The 22718-nt window shown below is 64.1% G+C and carries 17 protein-coding genes and 1 pseudogene; 9 read left to right on the top strand and 9 right to left on the bottom strand.

Annotated features, from left to right (window positions below; translation table 11 throughout):
* Positions 1–143 precede the first annotated feature (143 nt).
* Positions 144–476: pseudogene (locus U9J33_RS23005) on the top strand (hypothetical protein); the annotation flags it as partial.
* A 259-nt stretch (positions 477–735) separates the two neighbouring features.
* On the opposite strand, the gene U9J33_RS23000 reads toward U9J33_RS23005, so the two are convergent.
* On the bottom strand, positions 736–1071 hold the full coding sequence (locus U9J33_RS23000; RefSeq protein WP_324699283.1) for a TfoX/Sxy family protein: 336 nt from the start codon (positions 1069–1071) through the stop codon (positions 736–738).
* Positions 1072–1750: 679 nt separating this feature from the next.
* On the opposite strand from U9J33_RS23000, the gene U9J33_RS22995 reads away from it, so the two are divergent.
* Positions 1751–2140: a putative quinol monooxygenase gene (locus U9J33_RS22995; RefSeq protein WP_221937268.1), complete on the top strand. Its 390-nt coding sequence runs from the start codon at positions 1751–1753 to the stop codon at positions 2138–2140.
* 7 nt (positions 2141–2147) lie between these two features.
* Here the strand turns inward: U9J33_RS22995 and U9J33_RS22990 are convergent, their stop codons facing one another.
* A complete protein-coding gene (locus U9J33_RS22990; RefSeq protein WP_324699282.1) occupies positions 2148–2813 on the bottom strand; it encodes a glutathione S-transferase family protein in 666 nt (221 codons plus the stop codon).
* Between the two features lie 85 nt (positions 2814–2898).
* Here U9J33_RS22990 and U9J33_RS22985 point away from each other — a divergent pair, with 85 nt between their 5' ends.
* Positions 2899–3864: a helix-turn-helix transcriptional regulator gene (locus U9J33_RS22985; RefSeq protein ID WP_185999345.1), complete on the top strand. Its 966-nt coding sequence runs from the start codon at positions 2899–2901 to the stop codon at positions 3862–3864.
* Positions 3865–3956: 92 nt separating this feature from the next.
* Positions 3957–4811, top strand: coding sequence for a LysR family transcriptional regulator (locus tag U9J33_RS22980; RefSeq protein WP_324699280.1), 855 nt, complete (start codon positions 3957–3959; stop codon positions 4809–4811).
* Between the two features lie 231 nt (positions 4812–5042).
* On the opposite strand, the gene U9J33_RS22975 is transcribed toward U9J33_RS22980, so the two are convergent.
* The gene (locus U9J33_RS22975) at positions 5043–5615 is read right to left on the bottom strand and encodes a hypothetical protein (RefSeq protein ID WP_324699279.1); all 573 of its coding nucleotides are present in this window, start codon (positions 5613–5615) and stop codon (positions 5043–5045) included.
* A 455-nt stretch (positions 5616–6070) separates the two neighbouring features.
* The gene (locus tag U9J33_RS22970) at positions 6071–7513 is read right to left on the bottom strand and encodes an efflux transporter outer membrane subunit (RefSeq protein ID WP_324699974.1); all 1443 of its coding nucleotides are present in this window, start codon (positions 7511–7513) and stop codon (positions 6071–6073) included.
* Between the two features lie 90 nt (positions 7514–7603).
* Between U9J33_RS22970 and U9J33_RS22965 the strand changes: the two genes are divergently transcribed.
* From U9J33_RS22965 to U9J33_RS24905, 4 genes are all read left to right on the top strand, one after another.
* A complete protein-coding gene (locus tag U9J33_RS22965) occupies positions 7604–8224 on the top strand; it encodes a TetR/AcrR family transcriptional regulator (RefSeq protein WP_185999343.1) in 621 nt (206 codons plus the stop codon).
* Between the two features lie 72 nt (positions 8225–8296).
* Positions 8297–9382, top strand: a complete 1086-nt coding sequence (locus tag U9J33_RS22960) for an efflux RND transporter periplasmic adaptor subunit (RefSeq protein WP_420719900.1) — start codon at positions 8297–8299, stop codon at positions 9380–9382.
* Positions 9379–12516: an efflux RND transporter permease subunit gene (locus tag U9J33_RS22955; protein ID WP_324699277.1), complete on the top strand. Its 3138-nt coding sequence runs from the start codon at positions 9379–9381 to the stop codon at positions 12514–12516. The genes U9J33_RS22960 and U9J33_RS22955 overlap by 4 nt, the downstream gene beginning before the upstream one ends.
* A 150-nt stretch (positions 12517–12666) precedes the next feature.
* Positions 12667–12927 (top strand): winged helix-turn-helix transcriptional regulator, encoded by a 261-nt coding sequence (locus U9J33_RS24905; protein ID WP_420719899.1) that lies wholly within the window; start codon positions 12667–12669, stop codon positions 12925–12927.
* A 223-nt stretch (positions 12928–13150) separates the two neighbouring features.
* On the opposite strand, the gene U9J33_RS22950 is transcribed toward U9J33_RS24905, so the two are convergent.
* Both U9J33_RS22950 and U9J33_RS22945 read right to left on the bottom strand, forming a co-directional pair.
* Entirely contained in the window at positions 13151–14548 is a 1398-nt protein-coding gene (locus tag U9J33_RS22950; protein ID WP_324699276.1) for a HAMP domain-containing sensor histidine kinase, read from the bottom strand.
* Between the two features lie 7 nt (positions 14549–14555).
* Positions 14556–15233 carry a response regulator transcription factor gene (locus U9J33_RS22945; RefSeq protein WP_324699275.1) on the bottom strand — a complete coding sequence of 226 codons (678 nt, stop codon included), beginning with the start codon at positions 15231–15233 and terminating at the stop codon, positions 14556–14558.
* Positions 15234–15381: 148 nt separating this feature from the next.
* Here U9J33_RS22945 and U9J33_RS22940 point away from each other — a divergent pair, with 148 nt between their 5' ends.
* The gene (locus tag U9J33_RS22940) at positions 15382–16611 is read left to right on the top strand and encodes a glycosyl transferase (protein ID WP_324699274.1); all 1230 of its coding nucleotides are present in this window, start codon (positions 15382–15384) and stop codon (positions 16609–16611) included.
* A gap of 63 nt (positions 16612–16674) precedes the next feature.
* Here U9J33_RS22940 and U9J33_RS22935 read toward each other — a convergent pair whose 3' ends face one another.
* From U9J33_RS22935 to U9J33_RS22925, 3 genes are read right to left on the bottom strand one after another with little or no spacing between them, the layout of a single operon-like run.
* A complete protein-coding gene (locus U9J33_RS22935; protein ID WP_324699273.1) occupies positions 16675–18078 on the bottom strand; it encodes an efflux transporter outer membrane subunit in 1404 nt (467 codons plus the stop codon).
* A complete protein-coding gene (locus tag U9J33_RS22930; protein WP_054437337.1) occupies positions 18068–19285 on the bottom strand; it encodes an efflux RND transporter periplasmic adaptor subunit in 1218 nt (405 codons plus the stop codon). The genes U9J33_RS22935 and U9J33_RS22930 overlap by 11 nt, the downstream gene beginning before the upstream one ends.
* On the bottom strand, positions 19278–22475 hold the full coding sequence (locus U9J33_RS22925; protein WP_324699272.1) for an efflux RND transporter permease subunit: 3198 nt from the start codon (positions 22473–22475) through the stop codon (positions 19278–19280). The genes U9J33_RS22930 and U9J33_RS22925 overlap by 8 nt, the downstream gene beginning before the upstream one ends.
* Positions 22476–22718: the final 243 nt, after the last annotated feature.

The raw sequence follows: 22718 nt of genomic DNA, 5'->3' as shown, positions 1-22718 counted from the left end.
AAATGTCAGCTCATGTCCGACCCGGCCATCAGCAAGTTTGACAGCTGCCGGGCAGCGAAGCCCCCGCCCCATGTATCGCCCCCATCAGGGACAAAGTCGGGTGGCGGGTTCAACGACAGTTTCGGGCCGCCGGGCATGGCTCCGCCGCCTGCATATCGTGGACGGAAGTGTTTCTAGGCGGAACCTCGGCGATGGTGACGGCAGCAGTCTCTGCCGGACTTGCCATTTCCGCCTTCTCCTGCCGGCTGGCACCGCCGGGAACGATGGAAGTCAGTCAACGCTTCGGCCTGCCGCCGCTGCCGTCCACCGAGCTCGTGATGTTCTCCACGCTGACCGACATGAAATCGCGTGAGGCCCTGCGTACCCTGGCCGCCACATTCCGCGACCATCGCCCCGGGACCAAATTAGAACATCTCAGGCCCGATGAAACTGTCGGTCCTGTTCTGCCTTACCCCATGCGCGATCCATGCCCGTGATTCGAGTGATAGGGAACAGGGCTGAGGAGGCGAAGGGACCGAGCGCCTGAGTTGAAAATGTCAGCTATCATTGCTCCTTGCTGACGCACTCGCCCCTTATGAGACGCTCAGCACCCGTTTGCAGCGCGGCAGGTGCCGACGGTCCGCAATCCGGCAGGTGTCAACCAGATATTGCCGTTCACCAAGTGTGGTGCGTACGTCCGGACCGGACACAAAGCGACAGTCGTTTAACGAACACCGGCTTCTGCCAGGCGTTGAATCAAGCGGATTTGCGCTTGGCTCTGACCTTGGGAGCAGGCAATTCCTGGAATGTGATACGAACGATCTCGGCAAGCCACTCACTGTCATCCCACTGTTCCGCGTCGATCAGGAGACAGGGCTTTGCACCGGGATACGGAGGTGCTTCTTCCGCGCCGGCAGCGAATGCCCGCCCTCCAACCGTGGACTTTACGAATAGGTGGTCGTCGCAGACCAATGCGACCATTTTCCCATCACAATAAATGCCGAATTCGCCAAACATCGCCTTGGCTGTAACGGTGCCCCCGCCTGCCATCTGCTCAACAAGGAATTCGACGGTTTTACGATCAGACGCCATAAGGCGATATCGCTGGTCCTGATGAAAAGGTCGAGGGTCAATCGACCCTTTGCGGCCACTCAGGGTGCAAATCCTGATCGCCAAGTGCGGAAGGTCCGGTATCGCTGAAACCCGCCATTCGTTCATTGGATGGTGAGCAACGGCCGGAAAGACTGACATTGGGACCTCGGGCCTACGCAGTTTTGCGGTTTCCAACGCAGGAAAGCAAACCATCCAAGATTGAAAAACCCCGAGCCAAAAGGCTTCGGACGTTGGGTGTTTTAATGATCCGGAACTTTAAACCTTCACGATCAGCGCCCTGGTGGGCGATCAGCATGTTCAGGTTTTCGCCGCCATGATTGCAAGCGGCCATGAGGACGTATGAAGTCGCCTGCGCCGGCGATACGGTCCACTGCTTGAGGATGAGGCGATCGTTCGGGCAGGGTTTGATTGGAGCGAGCCATTGGCGTGCGCGATGGTCTCGGCGAGCAGCTCGCGGTAATAGCAGTACCGACCAAACTAGGTCGTTCATTAGAGGTGCGAATGTCGGGATCGGACAGGAGCAGTGGCGGGACCTAGGGACGCTTCCGCCCGGCAGTTATCTGCGGTTGACGCGGATAGCTGCGGATCAGTAGTCCCGCAGGTAGCTACAGCTGCTGATGTTCCTTCCTCTCGCGTAACCTTTCGTTATGGTGGAGAAATGGACATTGAGCGACGCACCGTACTCACGGGCATGGTGGCATTCTCGGCAGTTGGACCAGCTGCCGCAGCAGAAAAAGGGGACGCCATGTACGGATTGATCAGCAAGATGACTGCACGCCGCGGTGAGTGGGACGCCCTTTCGGCGATTCTGATAGCCGGCATTGCCGGAATGCCCGGCTGTTTGAGCTACGTCGTCGCCGCTGATCCGACGAATTCGGACATCATCTGGATCACTGAGGTTTGGGAATCGAAGGACCTGCACGCGGCTTCCTTGGCGCTTCCCTCGGTGCGAGACGCGATCATGAGAGGACGTCCCCTCATTGCGGGAATGGAGAGGGTAGCCGAGACGTCGCCGGTTGGCGGCTTCGGCCTCGGTACCCAAAGGTAGCAATGAACTACGGCAGGTCATTTGCCTTGCTTGCATCGACAGCCCGCTGATGAGTGGCGGCGAGTGCCTCATCTTGACGCGCAATCTTGATCGCCGCAGGGCGGCCGGCAATCCGCGCAGCATAGGAACGGAAAGTGTCGTTGCCGGGTATCAGCTTGAACGCGATCATCCAGTTCAATGCGCCGCCCCACAATATGTCCGCAGCGCTGAAATCGTCCCCAAGCAGATACGGCCCGCTCCGCAACTGTTCTTCCAGCGTGTTTACGACATGATCGTAGTCGCCATAGGGTGACATTGCTGAGGGCCCGGGCTCGCGGCCTAGTGCCTTGTCGGTCACTGCAGGTTCAAGGCACGCAGCATAGTAGACGAGCCACCGGAGGTAGGAGCCTCGGCGAATATCGTCGATGGGTGGAGCCAGCTTCGCATTCGGGAACAGATCGGCAAGGTAGATAAAGATCGCGACTTGCTCCGTCACGAGCACGCCGCGATGCAGGATCGCAGGCACCTTGCCGAGCGGGTTGACCGCGAGGAAATCAGGTTTGCGTTGCTCGCCTGCTTTGATGTTCAAAATGGCCAGCTCATAGGCCGCGCCGAGTTCCTCCAGCAGCGTGAGCACGCCGGCGGAGCGCGATTGCGGCGCGTGGAACAGGGTAATTGGCTCGATTGGGTTCATTGCGGGTTTCCTGATCGGTGTCGACAAGCCGTTATCGAACCGCCAAGCTGACATCTTCTGTCAGGTATGCGGATAGTTTTAAACGATGCGGGCGACCCGGCTGCTTAAGATCCTTATGACCCTTCAGGCACGGCGCCGGGTGTCGGCCTCCGCACTTGCCGAAGAGTGCGAAGTATCGGTCCGGACGATCTACCGCGACGTGGATGCACTCAGTTCGGCAGGTGTACCGATTTACGCCGATCGTGGTTCGGAAGGCGGGTATCGGTTGCTTGAAGGGTATCGCACGCGCCTGAACGGCGTGTCGGAGCGGGAGGCGGAGGCCATGTTCCTGTCGGGACTTCCCGGGGCAGCCGACGCTCTCGGACTAGGTGCAACGCTGGTGACCGCACAACTCAAGCTGTCGACGGCGCTACCGGAGTCGATGCGGTCGTCAGCGGATCGTACGCGGACGCGGTTTCATCTCGATGCGCCGGGGTGGCTCGATAGAGGCGAAACGCCCGAGCACCTGCGGACCGTATTTGAGGCAGTGTGGCACGATCGGCTTATCGACATCCGCTACCGGAGCTGGAAATCCGAGCGGCGCCGACAGGTAGCGCCACTTGGTCTCGTCTTGAAAGCGGGCGCCTGGTATTTGATCGGATCAGTCGGGGCGAGCGTTCGCACTTATCGTATCAGCAGAATTTGCGATCTGGCATTGCTCGACGAGCATTTCGAACGGCCTGCGGCTTTCGATCTTGCCGATTACTGGAGAGAGAGCACGGCAAGGCTGGAGGAAGAGCTTCATTCCGCCTCGGCCGTCGTCCGACTGACACCGGCAGGCATCAAGATGCTGCCGGCGTTCCTATCCCCGTATGCGCAGTTGGAGATGGTACTCGGCGATGAGGATGACGCAGGTTTTCGGGTTGCCACGCTTCCAGTCGGCTCTGTCTCGCATGCCTGCTCCGAGCTTCTACGATTTGGAACCGATGTCGAAGTGATTGGGCCGCCCGCGCTCCGGGAACATATGATAAAAGTGATAGATCAGCTCGGCCGGACATACTTGCGACCCTGATTGAGGTAAAATGGATTTCCCATATTCTGTTGGGTTTCACGGCGCGCTTCGCGCCGACCGCTCTTCAGCATTCCAGACATGGAGCGCGGTGGGTGAGCCGCAATGTGGCGGCCCTGGAGACGCATCTTCGGCAGCGGCTCTTGCAACGATCCACCCGCAAACTGCACCTGACGCCCGAAGGCGAACGCTACTATGTCGAAGCCCGCCGCATCCTCGACGCCGTGAACGAAGCCGAGTCTGCGCTGAAGAGCGAGGCCAGTCCCTCTGGTCTGCTCCGCGTCGCTTGCCCAACGGCCTTTGCTCACGCGTTTCTGATGCCCCAAGTCCCTGAGTTTCTGCGGACCTACCCGGGTCTCGATCTCGACCTGCAGATTTCCGATCGTTTCGTGAACCTCATCGACGACGGCGTCGAGCTGGCCCTGCGGATCGGACACCTCAGCGACAGCGCCTTGCGCGCACGGCGTGTCGGCCTTTTCACGCGCATTTGCGTGGCGGCGACGGATTATCTCGACGCGCGCGGCACGCCCGAAACGCCGGGCGACCTGATCAACCATGACTGCATCGTCTATTCCCTGCTGTCGACGGGCGCGACCTGGCGCTTCGCCGACTTGGAAGTTACGGTGTCCGGCCGACTTCGCGTGAGCGCCCCACAAGCCGCGCGCGAGGCCGCCCTGGCCGGCCTGGGCGTCGCCCTTGGGCCGCATTGGCTGTTCGAGGACGGCCTCAGGAGCGGTCGCCTCAAGCGGATCCTCACCGGATGTGAGGCCACCCCCGTTCCCATACACATCCTCTACGTCGCCAACCGCCTTCTTCCGCGTCGCGCCACGGTGTTCATGGATTTCATGGCCGCAGCGTTTTCCAAGATCGAGACGCTGAACGTCGACCTTTTGCCTTCCGGTTGCGGTGACGACCGGTGGCCGCCGTCTCGGAAGCGGACAGGTAACTAGCGGCCCAGTTCCGGTCGCAATTCGCGCCCAGCGAGCCGACCGTTGAGTGACGGCTTATGGTAATGAACCAGCCGCTGGACTCTCCGCGCGGAACGGAAGAGTTGTCCCAGGCCTTGCCCATCACAGCGGACCCTTTATCGTGGTTCAGCCATCAATTTTCCAACCTCAAGTCAGGATGTTCCGCTTTCTCGATTGCTGCCGCCCGCGCCGCAGACAACGGTAGGCACACCATCACTCCGGCGTGTCGTCATTTTCGACCTTGGCCTGCGCTGCGAGTTTAGCGTCGATCGCTTCCAGCGCTTTGATGAAACGCTCATGCGCCAATTGCGCCTTCGGCATCAGCTTTGGGCTGATACCCCCAGCGGCGAGAATCTCGGCGCGAACCTCCATCATCTTTTGCGCCTTCTTAATCGCATTGACCGCCACCAGGTCTTTGGAGATCGGGACGTAGCGGGTCGGTAGCCCAAACCGAGGATGGGTGCGAATTGCCTTGTCATCCGGCACGAACACTATGCGCGGTTCCCCATCAACCGTGGGGGTAACGTCGCGCCGGGTGCCGTCCTGTTGCTCCCATATCGCGTGGTGCTCTGCCTCCAGCCATACGCCAGGCTTTTCCCAAATGATCCACCCCATGATCGCCTTGCCACCATGAGCGCGGATCGCCCGATCGACGTTATCGAAGCACTCGGTTTGCATGCTTCCCTCTAGAGGCTCCACCTCGATCCACTCGGGCACACCCTTGAGTGCGATGCGAGCAAAGCGGATGACCTGGTCGTCGATTTGGGCGGGAGCGATCGGTTTCATGGTCGGGCATCTATGCCTCACTCACATTTCCAGCAAGACGCACTCGCCAGACTGAAAGGGCGCCTGGCAGACCTGTCGACTCTCAAAGGCTTGATGCCGTGCTCGCCGTTCCGTGCTCGCCCCTGCCCGGTCGTTCAGCACCCAATTTTACGCTCTCAGGTGCGGAATGGCAGCTTTCCCATTTTGGATGCCTTCGACTGGCCGATAGGCGACCGTCGGGTGCTGGGCCTGGTTGTGGAGATAGCTAACGCTTAGGCGGCGTCGGCCGCCGACCAAAAAGTTATCCTGAAGGGGCGGTATGAATGAAGGGTTTCACCGAAAATGGCCGCCGCCGTCCCACTTGCCTGGCAACTGCCTCACTACGCCTCAACATGAGGGGGCCACAGGTTGCTTTCACAAGCGGCTCATCGGAAAATCTGCGACTGACAGTCTAAAGAGCCGAATTTCGCCGGCGATCAACCCGCGGCGCTCCATCCTCCGCCAAGGGCACGAAACGATGCAATCGCGCCTCGCGTTGCTGCGGCGCGCGCCTGGATCGCGCCATCGCGGGTTTCGAGCAGGCGACGGTCGGCATCCAGCACCTCGATCAGGCTTGCCATTCCGCCCTTGTAGGCGGCCATGGAAGCGTCTCGCGCCCGTGACAGCGAACCTTCGCCCTGGACGAGGGCCGTCGCGCGCGCTTCCTGTTGCAGCAGTGTGGAGAATGCGTCCTCGACATCCTGCGAGGCGCGCAAAACCGTCAGGCGGTAAGCTGCCAGCGCTTCGACATTGCGTCCCTTGGCGGCCTTTATCTCGGCGTCGACCCGCCCGAAATCAAACAGCCGCCAGCGCAGGCCAAACACGCCATTGGCCTGCGTGGCATTGCCGGTAAACAGGCCGCCTGCAGCCGTGGTCGCCGTTCCCAACAGGCCGCTCAGAGAGAATTTCGGATAATATTCCGATACCGCCACACCAATGCGCGCGTTGGACGCGGCAAGCGTGCGCTCCGCAGCTATGATGTCGGGGCGACGGCGCAGCAAGGCGGCCGGCCCCCCGGCCGTCGAGATCGCAGGCGGTGCTGGGACTGGCGTCGAGGCTGCAAGTTCGGGGCGTGTCGTGCCAGGCTGAACGCCGATCAACACGTCGAGTGCATTCATCGCCATGTCGAGCTCGTTTTGCAGAGCCGGGACGGAGGCGCGGACCTGCGCCAGAGCGCCTTCCGCTTGCCTCAACTGAAGTTCGGCAGCCACACCCTTGCGATATTGGAGCGCCACAAGGTCGACCAGCCGCTGCTGGGTTTCGAGTTGCAAACGCGCGACATTGAGCCGCGCCTGCAACATTCGGATGGCAACATAGGTATCGGCGATCTGCGCCGCGACGGATAGGCGCGCGGCAACCGCGCCGGCTTGTGATGTCTGCCAGTCGGCGCGCGCCGCATCGCGAGCAGCGTCGCGCCCTCCAAACAGGTCGATTTCCCAGCTGGCACCGAGGCTCAGCTCATAGGTCTCGGTCGACCGCTCGAACTGGGGAAAAGCACTGCCGATCCGTCCGATAGGCGTGTCACGGGACTGATAGACCTCACCGGCCTGTCCGCTGACCTGACCCGAGGGCATCAGCGCGGCATCCGCACCCTTAAGCGCCGCGCGCGCCTGGACGACGCGTGCGGCCGCCTGCTGGAGATCAAGATTCTGCACCAGTCCCCGTTCGACAAGGCTTGTAAGAAGCGGATCGTCGAACGTGCGCCACCATGCAACCAGGTCTGAGGATTCCGATGCGGACGATCGCGCCTCGACCGCAGGTCCGCTCGTAAAGGCGGCCGGCTGTATCGACACCGGGGCTACATAGCGCGGCCCAACTCCGCAGCCGGCAAGAAGGACGGAGCCGCCTACGGCGGAAAGAATCGAGTTCAGGGGACGCATCGCTTCCTCAGGACGCAAATGGCAAGATATGACTGATATATATAATGGTCACTCGTTGTCAATTATGGCCTATGTCATTATGCTTGAGCGATGAGCAGCAGCACCTACACCAATGACTCCCCGGTCCGAGGGCCCGCAGAACATGCCGTGCGCGACCAGATCATCGCGGCGGCGCACGAATGTTTTGCCCGCTATGGCTATGCCAAGACTACCGTGGCCGACCTCGCCAAGGAGATCGGATTCTCAAAAGCCTATATCTATCGCTTCTTCGAGTCGAAGCAGGCGATCGGGGAAGCAATCTGCGGTTCGCGACTGGAGCAGATCTTAACAGAGGCGCGCGCGGCGATCGATCAAGGCAGCAGCGCGACAGATCGTCTTCGTCGCATGTTCAAAAGCTTGACAACCCGAAGCGTCGACCTTTTTTTCCATGATCGCAAGATTTATGACATCACGGCCCATTCTGCCGCTGAGCAATGGGGTTCGTCCCTGGCATACAAGCAGACGCTCAACCACATGCTTGCCGAAATCATCAAGAGCGGCCGGGAAAGCGGCGAGTTCGAGCGCAAGACGCCGCTCGACGAGACTTGCCGGGCGATCTTCCATGCCATGACGCCCTTTGTCGATCCGCTCCATCTCGAGCGCAATCTCGACCTGCTTCCCGAAGCTCCATCTGAAGTAATGAGCCTCATTCTGCGCAGCCTCGCGCCGTGACAATGACCAGTGACCTATTGACATAATGGTTACACGACAACAATGCTCCTCCAAAGTTTGGAGGATCCAGCCTTGTCGAGTCGTTTTCTAGGAGCAGGCCTTTGCGTCCTTGCTCTCCCGCTTTCCCTCGCAGCATGCAGCAAGGCGGATGGCGACCCGCGTACGGAGCCGCCCCTGGTAAGGGTGATGACGTCCGCGTCGCAGGGCGGAATCAATCGCGAATTCACCGGTATCGTCGCAGCCCGTGTGCAGAGCGATCTGGGTTTCCGGGTCGGCGGCAAAGTGATCGAACGCCTCGTAAATGCCGGACAGGTCGTACGGCGCGGCCAGCCGCTTATGCGGATCGATCAGACCGATCTCGCGCTTGCAACGCGGGCATCGCAAGAAACGGTGCAGGCCGCGCGTGCACGCTCGGTGCAGACCGCAGCCGACGAGAAGCGTCTGCGCGACCTCGTCGGCGCGGGAGCGGTCTCGGCTTCCACTTACGATCAGGCAAAGGCCGCCGCGGATTCGGCCCGTGCTCAGCTCGCGGCGGCGGAAGCGCAGGCCCGGGTTTCGCGCAACGAAGCGAATTACAGCCTCCTCATGGCCGATGCCGACGGCACGGTCGTCGAGACGCTTGCGGAACCTGGGCAGGTGGTGGCAGCAGGCCAGATTGTTGTCCGGCTGGCCCGGTCCGGCCCACGCGAAGCCCTGGTGCAATTGCCAGAGACGATCCGACCGACGACCGGCTCGACGGCCCGTGCCCGCACTTATGGCGGCGCGACGGGGCCGGCGCGCCTGCGTCTTCTTTCCGATGCTGCCGATCCGGCGACGCGCACCTTCGAAGCCCGCTACGTTCTCGAAGGCGCACCGGCGGACGCTCCGCTCGGATCGACGGTTACTGTTTCGCTGGCGCAGCCCGGAGATGCGTCATCGACCGTGGTGCCGCTCGGCGCAATTCGGGACGAGGGCAAAGGTCCCGGTGTCTGGGTGATCCGCTCCGGCTCGCCCGCGAAGCTCGCGTGGCGGCCTGTGCGGATCGCGGCGGTCGGTGAGGAGACTGCGACGATCGCATCGGGCCTCAAGGCAGGTGAACGCTTCGTTGCCATGGGAGCCCACATGCTGCACCAGGGTCAGGCCGTGCGCACTGCGCTGGTGCCGGGAGCCGCGCAATGAGCGAGCATGCGCCCGAAAAGCGGGGTTTCAACCTCTCCGCGCTCGCCGTGCGCGAGAAATCCGTCACTCTCTTCTTCCTGATTGCCATCGTCGGTGCAGGTATCTTCTCCTTCCTCAGCCTTGGCCGGGCGGAAGACCCCAGCTTCACCATCAAGGTCATGACCGTGGTTACCGCTTGGCCTGGCGCGACCGCACGGGAAATGCAGGACCAGGTCGCCGAGCCGCTCGAGAAGCGGTTGCAGGAACTGCGCTATTACGACCGCAGTGAAACCTTCACGCGGCCCGGCCTTGCCTTCACCACGCTGACGCTGATCGACAAGACGCCCCCGAAAGAGGTGCCGGAGCAATTCTACCAGGCCCGCAAGAAGCTGGGCGATGAAGCCGCGAAGCTGCCTCAGGGCGTGGTTGGACCTTTCATCAACGACGAATATGGCGACGTCACGTTCGCTCTTTACGCGTTGAAGGCAAAGGGCGAACCGCAGCGGCTGCTCGCGCGCGAAGCGGAGAGCCTGCGCCAGCGATTGCTCCACGTTCCCGGCGTCAACAAGATCAACATCGTCGGCGAGCGTCCCCAGCGCATCTATGTCGAGTTCGCCCAAGAGCGTTTGGCGACCCTGGGTGTATCCCCTCGCGATATCTTCACGGCGCTTGCGAGCCAAAATCTGATCACCCCTGCCGGCGCGATCGAAACGAAGGGTCAGCAAACCCTGGTGCGCCTGGATGGCGCTTTCGACGATCTGACGAAGATCCGTGATGTGCCGATTGTCGCCAATGGGCGGACACTGCGCCTGTCCGACATCGCCAGTGTGACGCGCGGCTATGAGGATCCGGCGACATTCCTGGTTCGCAGCGAGGGCGAACCCGCCATTCTGCTTGGTGTCATCATGCGAGAGGGCTGGAATGGCCTCGATCTTGGCAAGTCGCTCAAGGCCGAGATCGAGAAGATCTCGTCCGAGCTGCCGGTGGGCATGAGCCTGACGCCCGTGACCGATCAGGCCGTGAACATCAGCGAAGCCGTCGACCAGTTCATGCATACATTCCTGGAGGCGCTTGCGATCGTGATGATCGTCAGCCTCGTCAGCCTCGGCTGGCGGGTAGGCATCGTCGTCGCGGCCGCCGTGCCGCTGACGCTTGCGGTGGTGCTGGTCATCATGTGGGCAACTGGCCGGGTCCTCGACCGCATCACGCTGGGCGCGCTCATCCTCGCGCTTGGCCTTCTGGTCGATGACGCCATCATCGCCATCGAGATGATGGTCGTGAAGATGGAGGAAGGTTACGACCGCATCAAGGCCTCGGCCTATGCCTGGAGCCACACGGCCGCACCGATGCTGGCGGGCACGCTACTGACGGTCATCGGCCTGATGCCGGTTGGGTTTGCCCAGTCCACGGCTGGGGAATATGCCGGAAACATCTTCTGGGTAGTAGGCTTTGCCCTCATCGCCTCCTGGTTCGTGGCGGTGATCTTCACCCCTTACATGGGCGTGAAGCTGCTGCCCAATATCAAGCCGGTCGAAGGCGGGCATTCCGCGATCTATGAGACGCCGCGCTACCAGAAGGTGCGCCGGGTCATAGGTTGGGCGGTGCGCCGTAAGAAGCTGGTCGCACTGGCGACCCTTGGCGCATTCCTTGTTGCCGGCGCGGGTATGCCGCTGGTGAAGAAGCAGTTCTTTCCCGCTTCCGACCGGCCCGAAGTGCTGGTCGAGGTGCAGATGCCAAAGGGCACTGCGATCGCCCAGACGGCGAAATCCGCCCAGGAGGTCGAGGCCTGGCTGCGCAAGCAGCCGGAAGCCAAGGTCGTCACAACCTATGTCGGACAAGGCGCTCCGCGCTTCTTCATGTCCCTTTCGCCTGAGTTGCCCGATCCGTCGTTCGCCAAGATCATCGTGCGCACGCCGGATGAGGAATCGCGTGATGCGCTCAAGGTCCGCTTGCGCCGGGCTGCGGCAGATGGGCTCGCGCCTGCCGCACGCGTGCGCGCGACGCAGCTCGTGTTTGGTCCCTATTCGCCGTTCCCTGTCGCCTTCCGTGTCAACGGACCCGATCTCGCAACGGTCCGCTCCATCGCGGCCAAGGTCCAGAACGTCCTTCAAGCCGATCCCATGATGCGCACCGTCAACAGCGACTGGAGTGAGCGGGCGCCCGCGCTGCACTTCGTGCTCGACCAGGATCGTCTGCGCGCGATTGGCCTCTCCTCCAGCGACGTAGCGCAACAGCTTCAGTTCCTCTTGACCGGCGTCACCGTGAGTCAGGCTCGCGAAGACATCCGTACCGTCGATGTCGTAGTGCGCTCTGAGGGGCCCGATCGGCTCGATCCGGCGCGTATCGGCGACTACACCCTCACCGGCGCGGACGGGCAGCGCGTCCCGGTCAGCCAGATTGGCCGGATGGAAGTCCGTATGGAGGACCCGATCCTCCAGCGCCGCGACCGGGTACCGACCATCACGGTGCGCGGCGATATCGCCGATGGGCTTCAGCCGCCCGACGTATCGGCGGCGATGGCGAAGAAGCTGCAGCCGATCATCGACGATCTGCCGGTCGGCTATCATATCGACATGGCGGGCTCGATCGAGGAGGCTGGCAAGGCCAATGCCGCGCTTGCGCCGATCTTCCCTATCATGATCGTGCTGATGATGATCGTGATCATCCTTCAGGTGCGCAGCCTGTCGGCAATGTGGATCGTCCTGCTGACCGCGCCGCTCGGCCTGGTTGGGGTGGTGCCGATCCTGCTGCTGACGGGCCAGCCCTTCGGGTTCAACGCAATCCTGGGGCTCATCGCGCTCGCGGGCATCCTGATGCGCAACACGCTGATCCTCATGGGCCAGATCCACGACAACGAGCATGCCGGACTGTCTCCTTTTGATGCGGTGGTCGAGGCGACGGTCCAGCGCTCGCGTCCCGTCATCCTGACAGCGCTGGCTGCCGTGCTGGCGTTCGTGCCGCTCATCAGTTCGGTGTTCTGGGGATCCATGGCGGTGACGCTGATTGGCGGCACCTTGGGCGGAACCGTCCTTACCCTGTTGTTCCTGCCCGCGCTCTACGCACTCTGGTATCGCATCGCGCCGCCATCGGGCGATGACCGGTCGGCGACGCAGGCCACCGCGCACGGCCCGGCGCCACGGGAACGCCTGGCATGAGCAGCGCCATCTTCAGGACGAGGTCCGATCTATCGAGAGATGTTCCATGGCAATAAGTGAAAGGTTGCGCAGCACTTGGTCGAGCCTCTGGCGCTATCTCGAGGTGCTCGACCACGCCGCTGCCTATGATCCACTCGAAGAGCAGCGGCGGTGGATCGCCGGTCTCGAGGCCCGCATTGCAGAGGTGGAGGCGGCGCTGTCGTCGGGACAAGAGGGGCCATTCCCGCCGTCTCAGCCAATATCCTGGCGCGTAGGCTGCGCGAGCTCGAAGAAGCCGGGATCATAAGCTGGCGGGCGCTGACAGCCCCTGCTGGCTGCAGGGGCTATGAACTGACAACCCTTGTCGAAGCGGCGCACCCGGTCATCGGGACAATCGATCGATGGGCATCGGTGCTTGTCCGGCTAGGGTAGTTTGAACCAAGGTCTCAGAATAATCTGCCGAAAGAATAGCCTGTATGGTGTGATTATCATCGGAAGCCATCCGACAGCACTCTGCTCGGCCTCGGTCGATGGACACTAGCATTACAACTGGCCGAAGGGTCTGCTCTGGCTAGGTCCGGTCATAATCTGAATGTCCGCTCCCAAGCCTGCGAAAATCTCGGTCGAACGGCTTGGTTGGGCGCTATGCAGGTGTTTAATCCGAGGCTGCCTGGATGGGCATGCTTGCCGAAGCTTGTGCGGGAAAGCGCAGGATTACCCGCAGGCCCGGTGCCGCGTCGGCAAATTCGATTCTGGCACCGTGGACCTGGGCGATGGCGGCGACCATGCTCAGGCCGAGCCCTTCGCCGGGAATGCCCGCCGAGCCTTCCGCACGGTAGAACGGCTCGGTCACGCGCGCGCGGTCGGCCGGGGCTAGGCCCGGGCCGTCGTCCGCCACGCTCAGCACCACCTCATCCGCCCGCCGGACTGCGCGAACTTCCACCCTTCCTCCGTCAGGCGCGTGCTTGAGCGCGTTGTCGAGCAGGTTCGAGATCGCCTGAAACACCATGTCGAGGTCGAGATCGGCCACCAGCGGGCGCCGCGCGAGAAGCTCCAGCTCGATCTCTCTCCGCTCGGCTTCCGGCTGGTAGAATTCGACCACGTCTTCCAGAAGTTGCACCAGATCGGTGCGCTGGAGCCGCACCGTGGCCCGGCCGCCTTCCAGCCGGGAAATGCGGATCAGCGCGGCGAATATCTGGCGGAGCCGGTTGGCCTCCACGATGGCCTCGCCGATGGCGATGCGGGCTGCCGGGTCGTGGCCGAGATCGTGTTCCAACACTTCAAGCTTGCCCGCCAGACGCGCCAGCGGGGTTCGCAGTTCGTGCGCGGCGTTGTCGGACACCCGGCGGACCGCGTCGAACAGGCTCTCGATCCGCGAAAGCATCAGGTTCAGCGTTACGCAGAGCCGGTCGAAGTCGTCGTTCGTGCCCCGCACTGGCACGCGGCCGGAAAGGTCGCCTTCCATCACCTGCAAGGCCGTGGACGTGATCGTGTCGATCCGCTTGCCGATGGTGTGGCTCATCAGCCAGCCGCCGGTAAGCCCCAACGCCAGCGTGCCGCAGAGCATCCACAGCGCGCCGGTGCGCAACATGTCTTCATCGTCCACGATATCCTCGACATCGCGGCCCACGATCAGGCGCCCGCCGTCCGGCATCGTCTGGTCGCGCACCAGCGCGGAGTGGTCGATCTCGAAACCGTCCACGAACCTGTCGGCCTCGATGATGGACAAGTGCCGGTTCGGTACCGGCGCCCAGCTCGGCAGGTTGGTGGCGAGGATTTCGCCGTCCGGCGCGATCAGGGCATGGAACGGGATACGCTGGTCCGCGCGGTGCGAGCGTCGCTCCAGCGCCGCCCGCGCCGCCGCGATCCCGTGCGCGCGGTAGATCGCGGCGATCTCGCTTGCCTCGGCCTCCACCACCGAACTGACCTGATCCATCGGCCGCTCCACGCGGAACCAGTAGCCCGCGCCGATCATCAGCCCGACGGAAAGGCTGAACAGCACCGCGTAAGTCAGCGCGAGCCGGAACGACAGGCTGCGCAGCAGGCGCTTCATGGTCTTGTCACTCCGGCCGCATGACGTAGCCAAGCCCGCGGATCGTGTGGATCAGCGGCGCCTCTTCGTCCTGCGCGATCTTCTGGCGCAGCTTGGAAATGTGCTGGTCGATGATGTTGGTCTGGGGATCGAAATTGTAGTCCCACACGTTCTCCAGCAGCATCGAACGGGTCACCACCCGCCCCGCATTCCGCGCGAGATAGGCGAGAATCCGCAGTTCGCGCAGGGTCAGGTTGATCCGCCGGCTGCCCCGGGAAACCACGTGAGCAACAAGATCGATCTCCAGGTCGGCCACCCGCAAGAAGTCGCTCGGCTCGGTGACGGCGGCGCCGCGGCGACCGAGGCTTTCCACCCGCGCCAGCAGTTCCGACATCGCGAAGGGCTTGGCCATGTAATCGTCGCCGCCCGCGCGCAGGCCGCGCACGCGCTCGTCCACATCGCCCAGGGCGCTGACGATCAGGACCGGCGTGGCGTTCTCCGTCGCGCGCAGCGCCGCCAGCAGCTTGAGCCCGTCCAGCGAGGGGAGCATCCGGTCCAACACGATGACGTCGTAGGTCTCGCAAGTGGCCTGGATCAGCCCTTCGCGCCCGTCCGCCCGATGCTCGACAATGTGCCCGGCCTCGCGAAGACCCGCCGCGACATGGGCAGCCAGACTGGCATCGTCTTCGACAAGCAGGATCTGCATATGCGGTTATCGTCGGCCCGTGATCGCAGGAACATGTGCTCGTACCGGCCCCGCGCGCCCACGTCGAGTGCGGCGAGCCGAATGCAACATGGGCAAATCCAAATGTTTCCGCAATCATGGCGAGACACTGGCGCGGCATAGGCCGAGCATGAACGCAACTGTTGCAGCCGCATCGCAAGTCGTCCTCCCGCCTCCGGCCACCACCCTGAAGGGCGCCGCGCCGCGCCTGATCCATGTACTGGCGATCGGCGGCGCGCACCAGTTGCCGCATATCGTACCGGTGGCTTGCGAACTGGAACGGCGCCATCCCGGCAGCGTGACCATCTTCGTCCCCAAGGCCGCCGACGTGCAGGCCGTGCGCGATCTCGCGGCGAGAATGGGCCTGCCCCTGCCGGCGCTGGTGGAAATGCGCCTGCCTGCCCCGCTGAATGCACTCGTTCCCGGCTTCGCGCGAAAGATGGCGCGGCTGATCTACTGGTCGCCGCTGCTGCGCGATGCCGAACTGATCCTCTGCGCGGAACGCACCTCCACGATCCTGCCGCGCCTCTGGAAGCAGTGCCCGCCGCTGGTGCACATTCCCCATGGCGCCGGCGACCGGGCGGTCGGCTTCGAAAAACGCTTCGAACTGTTCGACCATGTGATCGTGGCGGGCGAAAAGGACCGCGACCGGTTGCTGGCTGCCGGGCTGGTGACGCCGCAACACTGCACCGCCGCCGGGCCGATCAAGCTGGCGGCGATGCTGCGCGCCGGGCTCCATCCCGCGCCGCTGTTCGACAATGGCCGCAAGACGATCCTCTACAACCCGCACTTCACCAAGAAGCTGAATTCCTTCGACGCCTTCGCTGCGAAACTGATCGATGCGGTGGTGCGTGACGGGCGCTACAACCTCGTGGTCGCGCCCCATGTGCGGATGGCGGCCCGTTGGTCTGCAAGCCGCCGACGCGAGTGGGAAGCGCTGGCAGTGCCGGGGCAAGTGATCGTCGACCTCGGCTCGCCGCGCTGCAACGACATGACATATACCTGCAGCGCCGATCTCTATCTCGGCGATGTCAGCAGCCAGGTCTACGAATTCCTGATCCGCCCGAGGCCGTGCCTCTTCGTCAACGCGCACGAAGCGCAGTGGCAGGACTGCGAGGACTACGCGATGTGGCACTTCGGCGATGTGGTGGCGCCGGACGCCGATCCCGTGGCGGCCATCGACCAGGCCTTCGCCGACCACCGCGCCTATGTGGCCTGGCAGAAGGAGCGCATGCGCTATTCGATCGGCGGGCTCGACTGGAAACCGGACGGCACGCCCTTCATCGCCTCCCAGGACCCGATCCGCCTTGCCGCGGACATCGTCTCCCGCGTCGCCGGGCTTTCACCGGCCCTGGCCTGACCGCAGCTTTCGCCGTCCTTGCGCGCGGCGCGCCGCACGCAAGGACGGTAAGTGTATGCGAACCTAGCTCATGCCGCCCATCGCCCGGACATAAGCGACATTGGCGCGCAGCCGCGCCGTCTGTACGCTGATCCACGAGCGCTGCGCGTCGAGCGCGTCAGTCTGGGCGGTGACCACTTCGAGATAGTCCGAAGCGCCGTCGCGGTAGCGCGACAGGGCGATCTCGCTGGTGCGCTGCGCGGCCTGCGCCGCATCGCGCTGGGCCCCGGCCTGCGTCTCCAGGTGGTGCATCGCCGCGATCGCATCCTCCACGTCCTGGAACGCGCCGAGCACGGTGGAACGGTAGCTGGCCGCCACTTCCTCGTACTCCGCGCGAGACATCTTCACTTGCGACTTGCGCGCGCCGCCGTCGAACAGCGTCAGCAGCGCCGAAACCGGGCCGAGCGACCAGAAGGTGTTGGGCGTCTTCAGCAGGTCGCCATTCGTGGTCTGCCAGCCCCCGGCCGCGCCGAGGCCGATCGAGGGGAACCACGCCGCCTTGGCCACGCCGATGCGGGCATTGGCGGCAAAGACCCTGCGCTCGGCTGCGGCGATGTCGGGACGGCGCTGGAGCAGTTCCGAAGGCACGCCCACGGCAACGTCCGGCACATCGAGCGGCTCGCTGCGCATCGGCAGCGAGAATTCCGACGGCACCACGCCGACCAGCGCCGCCAGTTCGTGCTCGGTCGCCGCACGCTCGTTGGCGATGGCCGAGACTTGCGCACGGGCATTACCCAGCACGGTGCGGGCGCGATTGACGTCGATGCCCGAGGCGATGCCGCCCGAATGCCGCGTGTCAGTGAGCTTGAGCGCGCGCTCGAACGCCTCGACCGAACGGTTTAGCAGGTCCGCCTGTGCATCGAGCCCCCGCAGCCGCAAGTAGGCATCCGCCACCGAGGCCTGGAGGCTGAGCCGCGCCGAGGCGAGATCGCCGCCGGATGCCACCGCCTCGGCATTGGCGGCTTTCACCGAATTGCGAACCCGGCCCCACAGGTCGAGTTCGTAGGACAGACTGCCGCCGACCACGTAGTTGTTATAGGTGCGTGCCGTACCCGTCGATAGCGGGCGGCCGGCCGAAACGCGGTCTCGCGATGCCTCCGCGCTGGCACCGACCGTCGGATAGAGATCCGAGGCGGTGACACCGGCGGCCGCGCGTGCCTGATCGTAGCGGGCGAGCGCGGCGGCCAGCGTCGGGCTGGCGGCTTCGGCCCGCTTTTCCAGATCGTCCAGTGTCGGGTCGCCGAACATCGTCCACCACTCGCCGCGCGCCTCGACATCGCGCGGGGCCGCCTGCGACCAGCCCGCCACTTCGCGGAAAGCCGGCGGTGCGGCGGTTTCGGGGGCGTGATAGTCGGGCGCCATCGAGCACCCGGCCATGGAACACCCGGCGAAAAGCAGCGCTGCGGCTGCGCGCAGCCTAGCCGCCATGAGCGGCGCCCTTTGCTGCCGCAGGAGCGGCAGGCTTCGGCGCGGCCTTCTGGATCTTCACCTGATCGCCGCTGCGCATCGAATCCGGCGGGCTGTCCACCACTCGGTCGCCCTGCCTGACGCCGACCGAAACCACCACCGTCTTGCCAAGATCGCGCGCAATGGTGACCGGGCGCACGGTAACGCGGTCGTTCGCGCCGACCACGGCCACGCTCGGGCCCTTGTCGGTATAGAGGATCGTGCTGCCCGGCAGGGTCAGGCCCTGCACGCCGCCCGCAACGTCGAAGTGGGCTTCCACGAAGGCGCCCGGCTTCAGCGCGCCTTCGCTGTTGTCGGCCTGGACCTCGACGAGGACCGCGCCGGACTGCGCATCGACGGCGCCCGCGCTGCGGGTAACGGTGCCGGGGAACTTGCGCCCCGGGAACTCGGGCAGTGTCAGATCGACGTTCACGCCCTGGATGACCTGCGCCGAATAGATCTGCGGCACCCGGACATAGACGCGCATGCGGTGCACGTCGGAAACGGTGAACAGCGGCTGCGCAGCGGCATTGCCCGCCACCACCAGCGCGCCGATCTGCGCCGAGCGGCTGGTCACGACACCCGCGAACGGGGCCGAGAGGCGGGTGAAGCCGCGCGTGGCTTCCAGTTCGCGAACGCTGGCGAGCGCGGCATTGGCGAGCGCGGTCTTCGCGGCGAGATCGCCCGCCTTCTCATCCACTTCCTGCTGCGAGACGGCGTCCTGCTTGAGCATGGCGCTCCAGCGCTTCGAGGTCGTGGCGGCGAGCCGCTGGTTGGCCAGCGCGGTCTGATAGTCCGCCTTGGCCTGCGCCAGCTGCTGGTCGACTTCGGGCGCATCGAGCACGGCGAGCGTCTGCCCGGCGCCCACCTTGTCGCCTATGTCGGCCTGCCAGCTGCGGACATAGCCGTTGGTGCGGGCATAGATCGCGGCGCTGTTGAACGCCTGCGCGGTGCCCGGCAGCGCAAGGCCGCCCGCGTCCGCCGCGCTCGCCGGGGTAACGACGGCGACGGTGGGCACGGCGGCATCCTCGGCCACGGCTTCGAGATCGCGCGTGGCGCTGAGGCGCGTGGCGATGCCCGCGCCGACCACGGCCAGCGCGATCACCGCGGCGCCGATGCCGACCCGCTTCAGCGTGCGGGTTTCCGGCCCCGTGGGCTGGGCGGCGAGTTCAGAGGTCGAATCATGCATGGGCGGCCTGCACTTCCTGGGGGGCAGCCTTCTCGCGGCGACGGCCGTGGACGAAGGCGAAGACGGTGGGAACGAAGAGGAGGGTTGCGATGGTCGCGCAGATCAGGCCGCCGACGACGGCACGGCCGAGCGGAGCGTTCTGCTCGCCGCCTTCGCCGAGGCCGAGCGCCATGGGGCCCATGCCGATGATCATCGCCAGCGCGGTCATCAGCACCGGGCGGAAGCGGACGAGGCCCGCCTCCATCGCCGCCTTCACCGGGTCTCCCAGCTCGGCGAGCTTTTCGCGCGCGAAGCTGACGACGAGGATCGAGTTGGCGGTGGCCACGCCCATGCACATGATCGCGCCTGTCAGCGCCGGGACCGACAGTGTGGTCCCGGTCGCGAAGAGCATCCAGACGATACCCGCGAGCGCGGCCGGAAGCGCGGTGATGATGACGAAGGGATCTAGCCAGGACTGGAAGTTGACCACGATCAGCAGGTAGATCAGCACGACCGCCGCCAGCAGGCCCCAGCCGAGGCCGGAGAACGCGGTATTCATCGTCTGGTACTGGCCGCGGATAGTGATCGTCGAGCCCTTGGGCGCTTCGGCCTTCAGCTCGTCGATCGCCTTCTGCACGTCACCCGCCACGGCGCCGAGATCGCGGCCCTGCGGAGTGCCGTAGATGTCGATGACCGGGGCGATGTTGTAGTGCGAAACGACCGGAGCCGTGGTCGAGCGATTGACCGTCGCCAATGCGCCGAGCGGTTGCGGACGGGTTCCGGCGGCAGCGCCGGACACCGGGAGGTTCGACAGCTTGCTCATCGAATCCACCGCATATTCGGGCGCCTGTGCGACGACCGCGTACTGCACGCCGTTGTCGGGGTTCACGAAGAACACCGGCGCGGTCTGCGAGGTTCCCGCCAGCGAGTTGCCGAGGCTGGTGGTCACGTCGCGTTCGGTGAGGCCGTACTGGCCCGCGCGGGCGCGATCCACGTCGACATCGAGCTGCGGCGAATTGGCCGGCTGCTGGAGGCGCATGTCGGCAAGGCCGGGGATGCGGGCCATCTTGGCCATGAGCTTCTGGGCATAGACGCGCGAGCCTGCCAGGTCCTTGCCGGCGATCTGCACGTCGATCGGCGAAGGCGAACCGAAGTTCAGGATCTGGCTGGTGATGTCGGCAGGCAGGAACGAGAACTGGGTGCCGGGGAACAGGCGCGGCAATTCGCGGCGCAGCTTCTCGACGTAATCACCGGTCGGCGCGTGGTCCTTGTTCAGCGTGATCAGCATGTCGCCGTCCTGCGGGCCGATGGTGCCGCTGTTGTTGTAGACGGTGTTGATCGAGCTGACCGGCAGGCCGATGTTATCGGTGATCGAACCGACTTCGGTGCGGGGAATGAGCTTGCGCACTTCCGCCGAAATCCGTTCGAACCGCAGCGCCGTCTCGTCGATGCGGGTACCCACCGGCACGCGGACGTGCATGGCGATCTGGCCGGAATCGACGGTCGGGAAGAAGTTGCTCCCCAGGAACGGCATCAGCCCGAACGAGATGACGACGATCGCGAGGAAGCCCATCATGAAGGCCTTCTGGCCCTGCAATGCGCGGTGAAGAATGCCGAGGTAACCGTCGCGCAGCTTCTCGAAGCGGGCTTCGAAGCCGCGCTGGAACCGCACGAGGGGGTTGTGCGATTCCGGCGTTCCGGCGTTGTGCGGGTTCTCGTCGTCGGTCGCGTGCGGCTTCAACAGGTACATCGCCAGCGTCGGCACCAGCGTGCGCGACAGGACGAACGAGGCGATCATCGCGAAGACCACCGAAAGCGCCATCGGCACGAAGAGATAGCCCGCGACGCCCGGCAGGAAGAACATCGGCACGAAGACGATGCAGATGCAGAGCAGCGAGACGAACGCCGGGGTGACGATCTGGGCGGCGCCGTCAAGGATCGCCTCCATCACGCCCTTGCCCTGTTCGAGGTGCCAGTTGATGTTCTCGATGGTCACGGTCGCGTCGTCGACGAGGATGCCCACCGCCAGCGCCAATCCGCCCAGCGTCATCACGTTCAGCGTCTGCCCGAACACAGCCAGCATGGCGATCGCGGCCAGCACCGCAAGCGGGATCGACAGCGCGATGATGACGGTCGAACGCCAGGAACCAAGGAACAGCAGGATCATCAGCGAGGTCAGCGCGGCGGCGATGGCGCCTTCGTGGATCACCCCGTTGACCGCCGCCTTCACGAACAGCGACTGGTCGCCCACCGGCAGGATCTTGAGGCTGTCCGGTAGGGTCTCGGCGATCTTGGGCAGGGCTCCCTTCACGCCCTCGACGATGGAAAGCGTCGAGGTCGCGCCGTTCTTGAGCACGGTCAGCAGGGCCGAGCGGCGGCCTTCGACGTGGACAACGTTCTGCTGCTGGGCGCTGCCGTCGCGGACATAGGCCACGTCGCGCATGTAGATGGTCGCGCCGTTGACGACCTTGACCGGCAGTTCGTTCAGCGCCTCGATGGAATCCGGCGTATTGTTGAGCCGTACCGAGTACTGGGTCGCGCCGATCTTGACGAAGCCGGCCGGGTTGATCTGGTTCTGCGAGGCGATGGCATTGCCGACATCGACCGCGGAAAGACCCTTTGACTGAAGCGCCTGGGGATCGAGGTCGATCTGGACCTGGCGCTGGCGGCCGCCCGAGGGGAACGGCATGGCAAGGCCTGGAATGGTGACGAGGCCGGTGCGGATCTGGTTCTGGCCGATGTCGAACAGCTGCTGCTCGGTCATGCCCTCGCCCGACAGCGCGAGCTGGAGGATCGGCACGGTCGAGGCGCTGTAGTTCAGGATCAGCGGCGGGGTGATGCCCGGCGGCATCTGACGCAGCACCGTCTGCGAAACCGAGGTCACCTGCGCGGTGGCGGTGCGAATGTCGGCGCCCGGCTGGAAGTAGATCTTGACGATGCCGGTGCCCTGAAGGGACTGGCTCTCGATATGCTCGATATCGTTGACCGTGGTGGTCAGCACGCGCTCATAGGGCGTGACGATGCGGTCCGTCATGTCCTGCGGCGCAAGGCCCGCATAAGTCCAGGCGACGGCGATGACCGGCACCTTGATTTCGGGAAAAATGTCGACAGGCGTGCGGAAAGCCGCGAGCAAGCCGCCGATGGCGATGATGATGGCCATGACGATGAAGGTCAGGGGGCGGTGCAGCGCGGTCTTGACGATACCTAGCATCGAGAACTCCATAGGCCGCCCCGCACGCAAGACGCGCGCAGGACAGGCGAATTCCTCTCCGGTTCATTTTTTGGTTGGGTTTCCCCCGCTACGACCCTCTGCTGCACGTGACATCAGAAACGGACGGGAAATCCTGCTGGAATAGTTCAGCCCCTAACGACCTGATCCCCGTTAGAAAAATGCGCTGGACGGGATACTCTCATGAATCAATTTCATGATTGGCGGTCATGCATTCCTGGAAAG

This window comes from Novosphingobium sp. RL4, from assembly GCF_035658495.1.
Lineage (GTDB): Bacteria > Pseudomonadota > Alphaproteobacteria > Sphingomonadales > Sphingomonadaceae > Novosphingobium.
Note: the sequence above shows the minus strand (reverse complement) of the source record. Positions and strands in the feature narration are given on the sequence as shown.

Coding starts and splice junctions, on each gene's coding strand:
- U9J33_RS23000 (WP_324699283.1), bottom strand. CDS start 1,071: ATGGCGTCTGATCGTAAAACCGTCGAATTCCTTGTTGAGCAGATGGCA.
- U9J33_RS22995 (WP_221937268.1), top strand. CDS start 1,751: ATGGACATTGAGCGACGCACCGTACTCACGGGCATGGTGGCATTCTCG.
- U9J33_RS22990 (WP_324699282.1), bottom strand. CDS start 2,813: ATGAACCCAATCGAGCCAATTACCCTGTTCCACGCGCCGCAATCGCGC.
- U9J33_RS22985 (WP_185999345.1), top strand. CDS start 2,899: ATGCGGGCGACCCGGCTGCTTAAGATCCTTATGACCCTTCAGGCACGG.
- U9J33_RS22975 (WP_324699279.1), bottom strand. CDS start 5,615: ATGAAACCGATCGCTCCCGCCCAAATCGACGACCAGGTCATCCGCTTT.
- U9J33_RS22970 (WP_324699974.1), bottom strand. CDS start 7,513: ATGCGTCCCCTGAACTCGATTCTTTCCGCCGTAGGCGGCTCCGTCCTT.
- U9J33_RS22965 (WP_185999343.1), top strand. CDS start 7,604: ATGAGCAGCAGCACCTACACCAATGACTCCCCGGTCCGAGGGCCCGCA.
- U9J33_RS22955 (WP_324699277.1), top strand. CDS start 9,379: ATGAGCGAGCATGCGCCCGAAAAGCGGGGTTTCAACCTCTCCGCGCTC.
- U9J33_RS22950 (WP_324699276.1), bottom strand. CDS start 14,548: ATGAAGCGCCTGCTGCGCAGCCTGTCGTTCCGGCTCGCGCTGACTTAC.
- U9J33_RS22945 (WP_324699275.1), bottom strand. CDS start 15,233: ATGCAGATCCTGCTTGTCGAAGACGATGCCAGTCTGGCTGCCCATGTC.
- U9J33_RS22940 (WP_324699274.1), top strand. CDS start 15,382: ATGAACGCAACTGTTGCAGCCGCATCGCAAGTCGTCCTCCCGCCTCCG.
- U9J33_RS22935 (WP_324699273.1), bottom strand. CDS start 18,078: ATGGCGGCTAGGCTGCGCGCAGCCGCAGCGCTGCTTTTCGCCGGGTGT.
- U9J33_RS22930 (WP_054437337.1), bottom strand. CDS start 19,285: ATGCATGATTCGACCTCTGAACTCGCCGCCCAGCCCACGGGGCCGGAA.
- U9J33_RS22925 (WP_324699272.1), bottom strand. CDS start 22,475: ATGCTAGGTATCGTCAAGACCGCGCTGCACCGCCCCCTGACCTTCATC.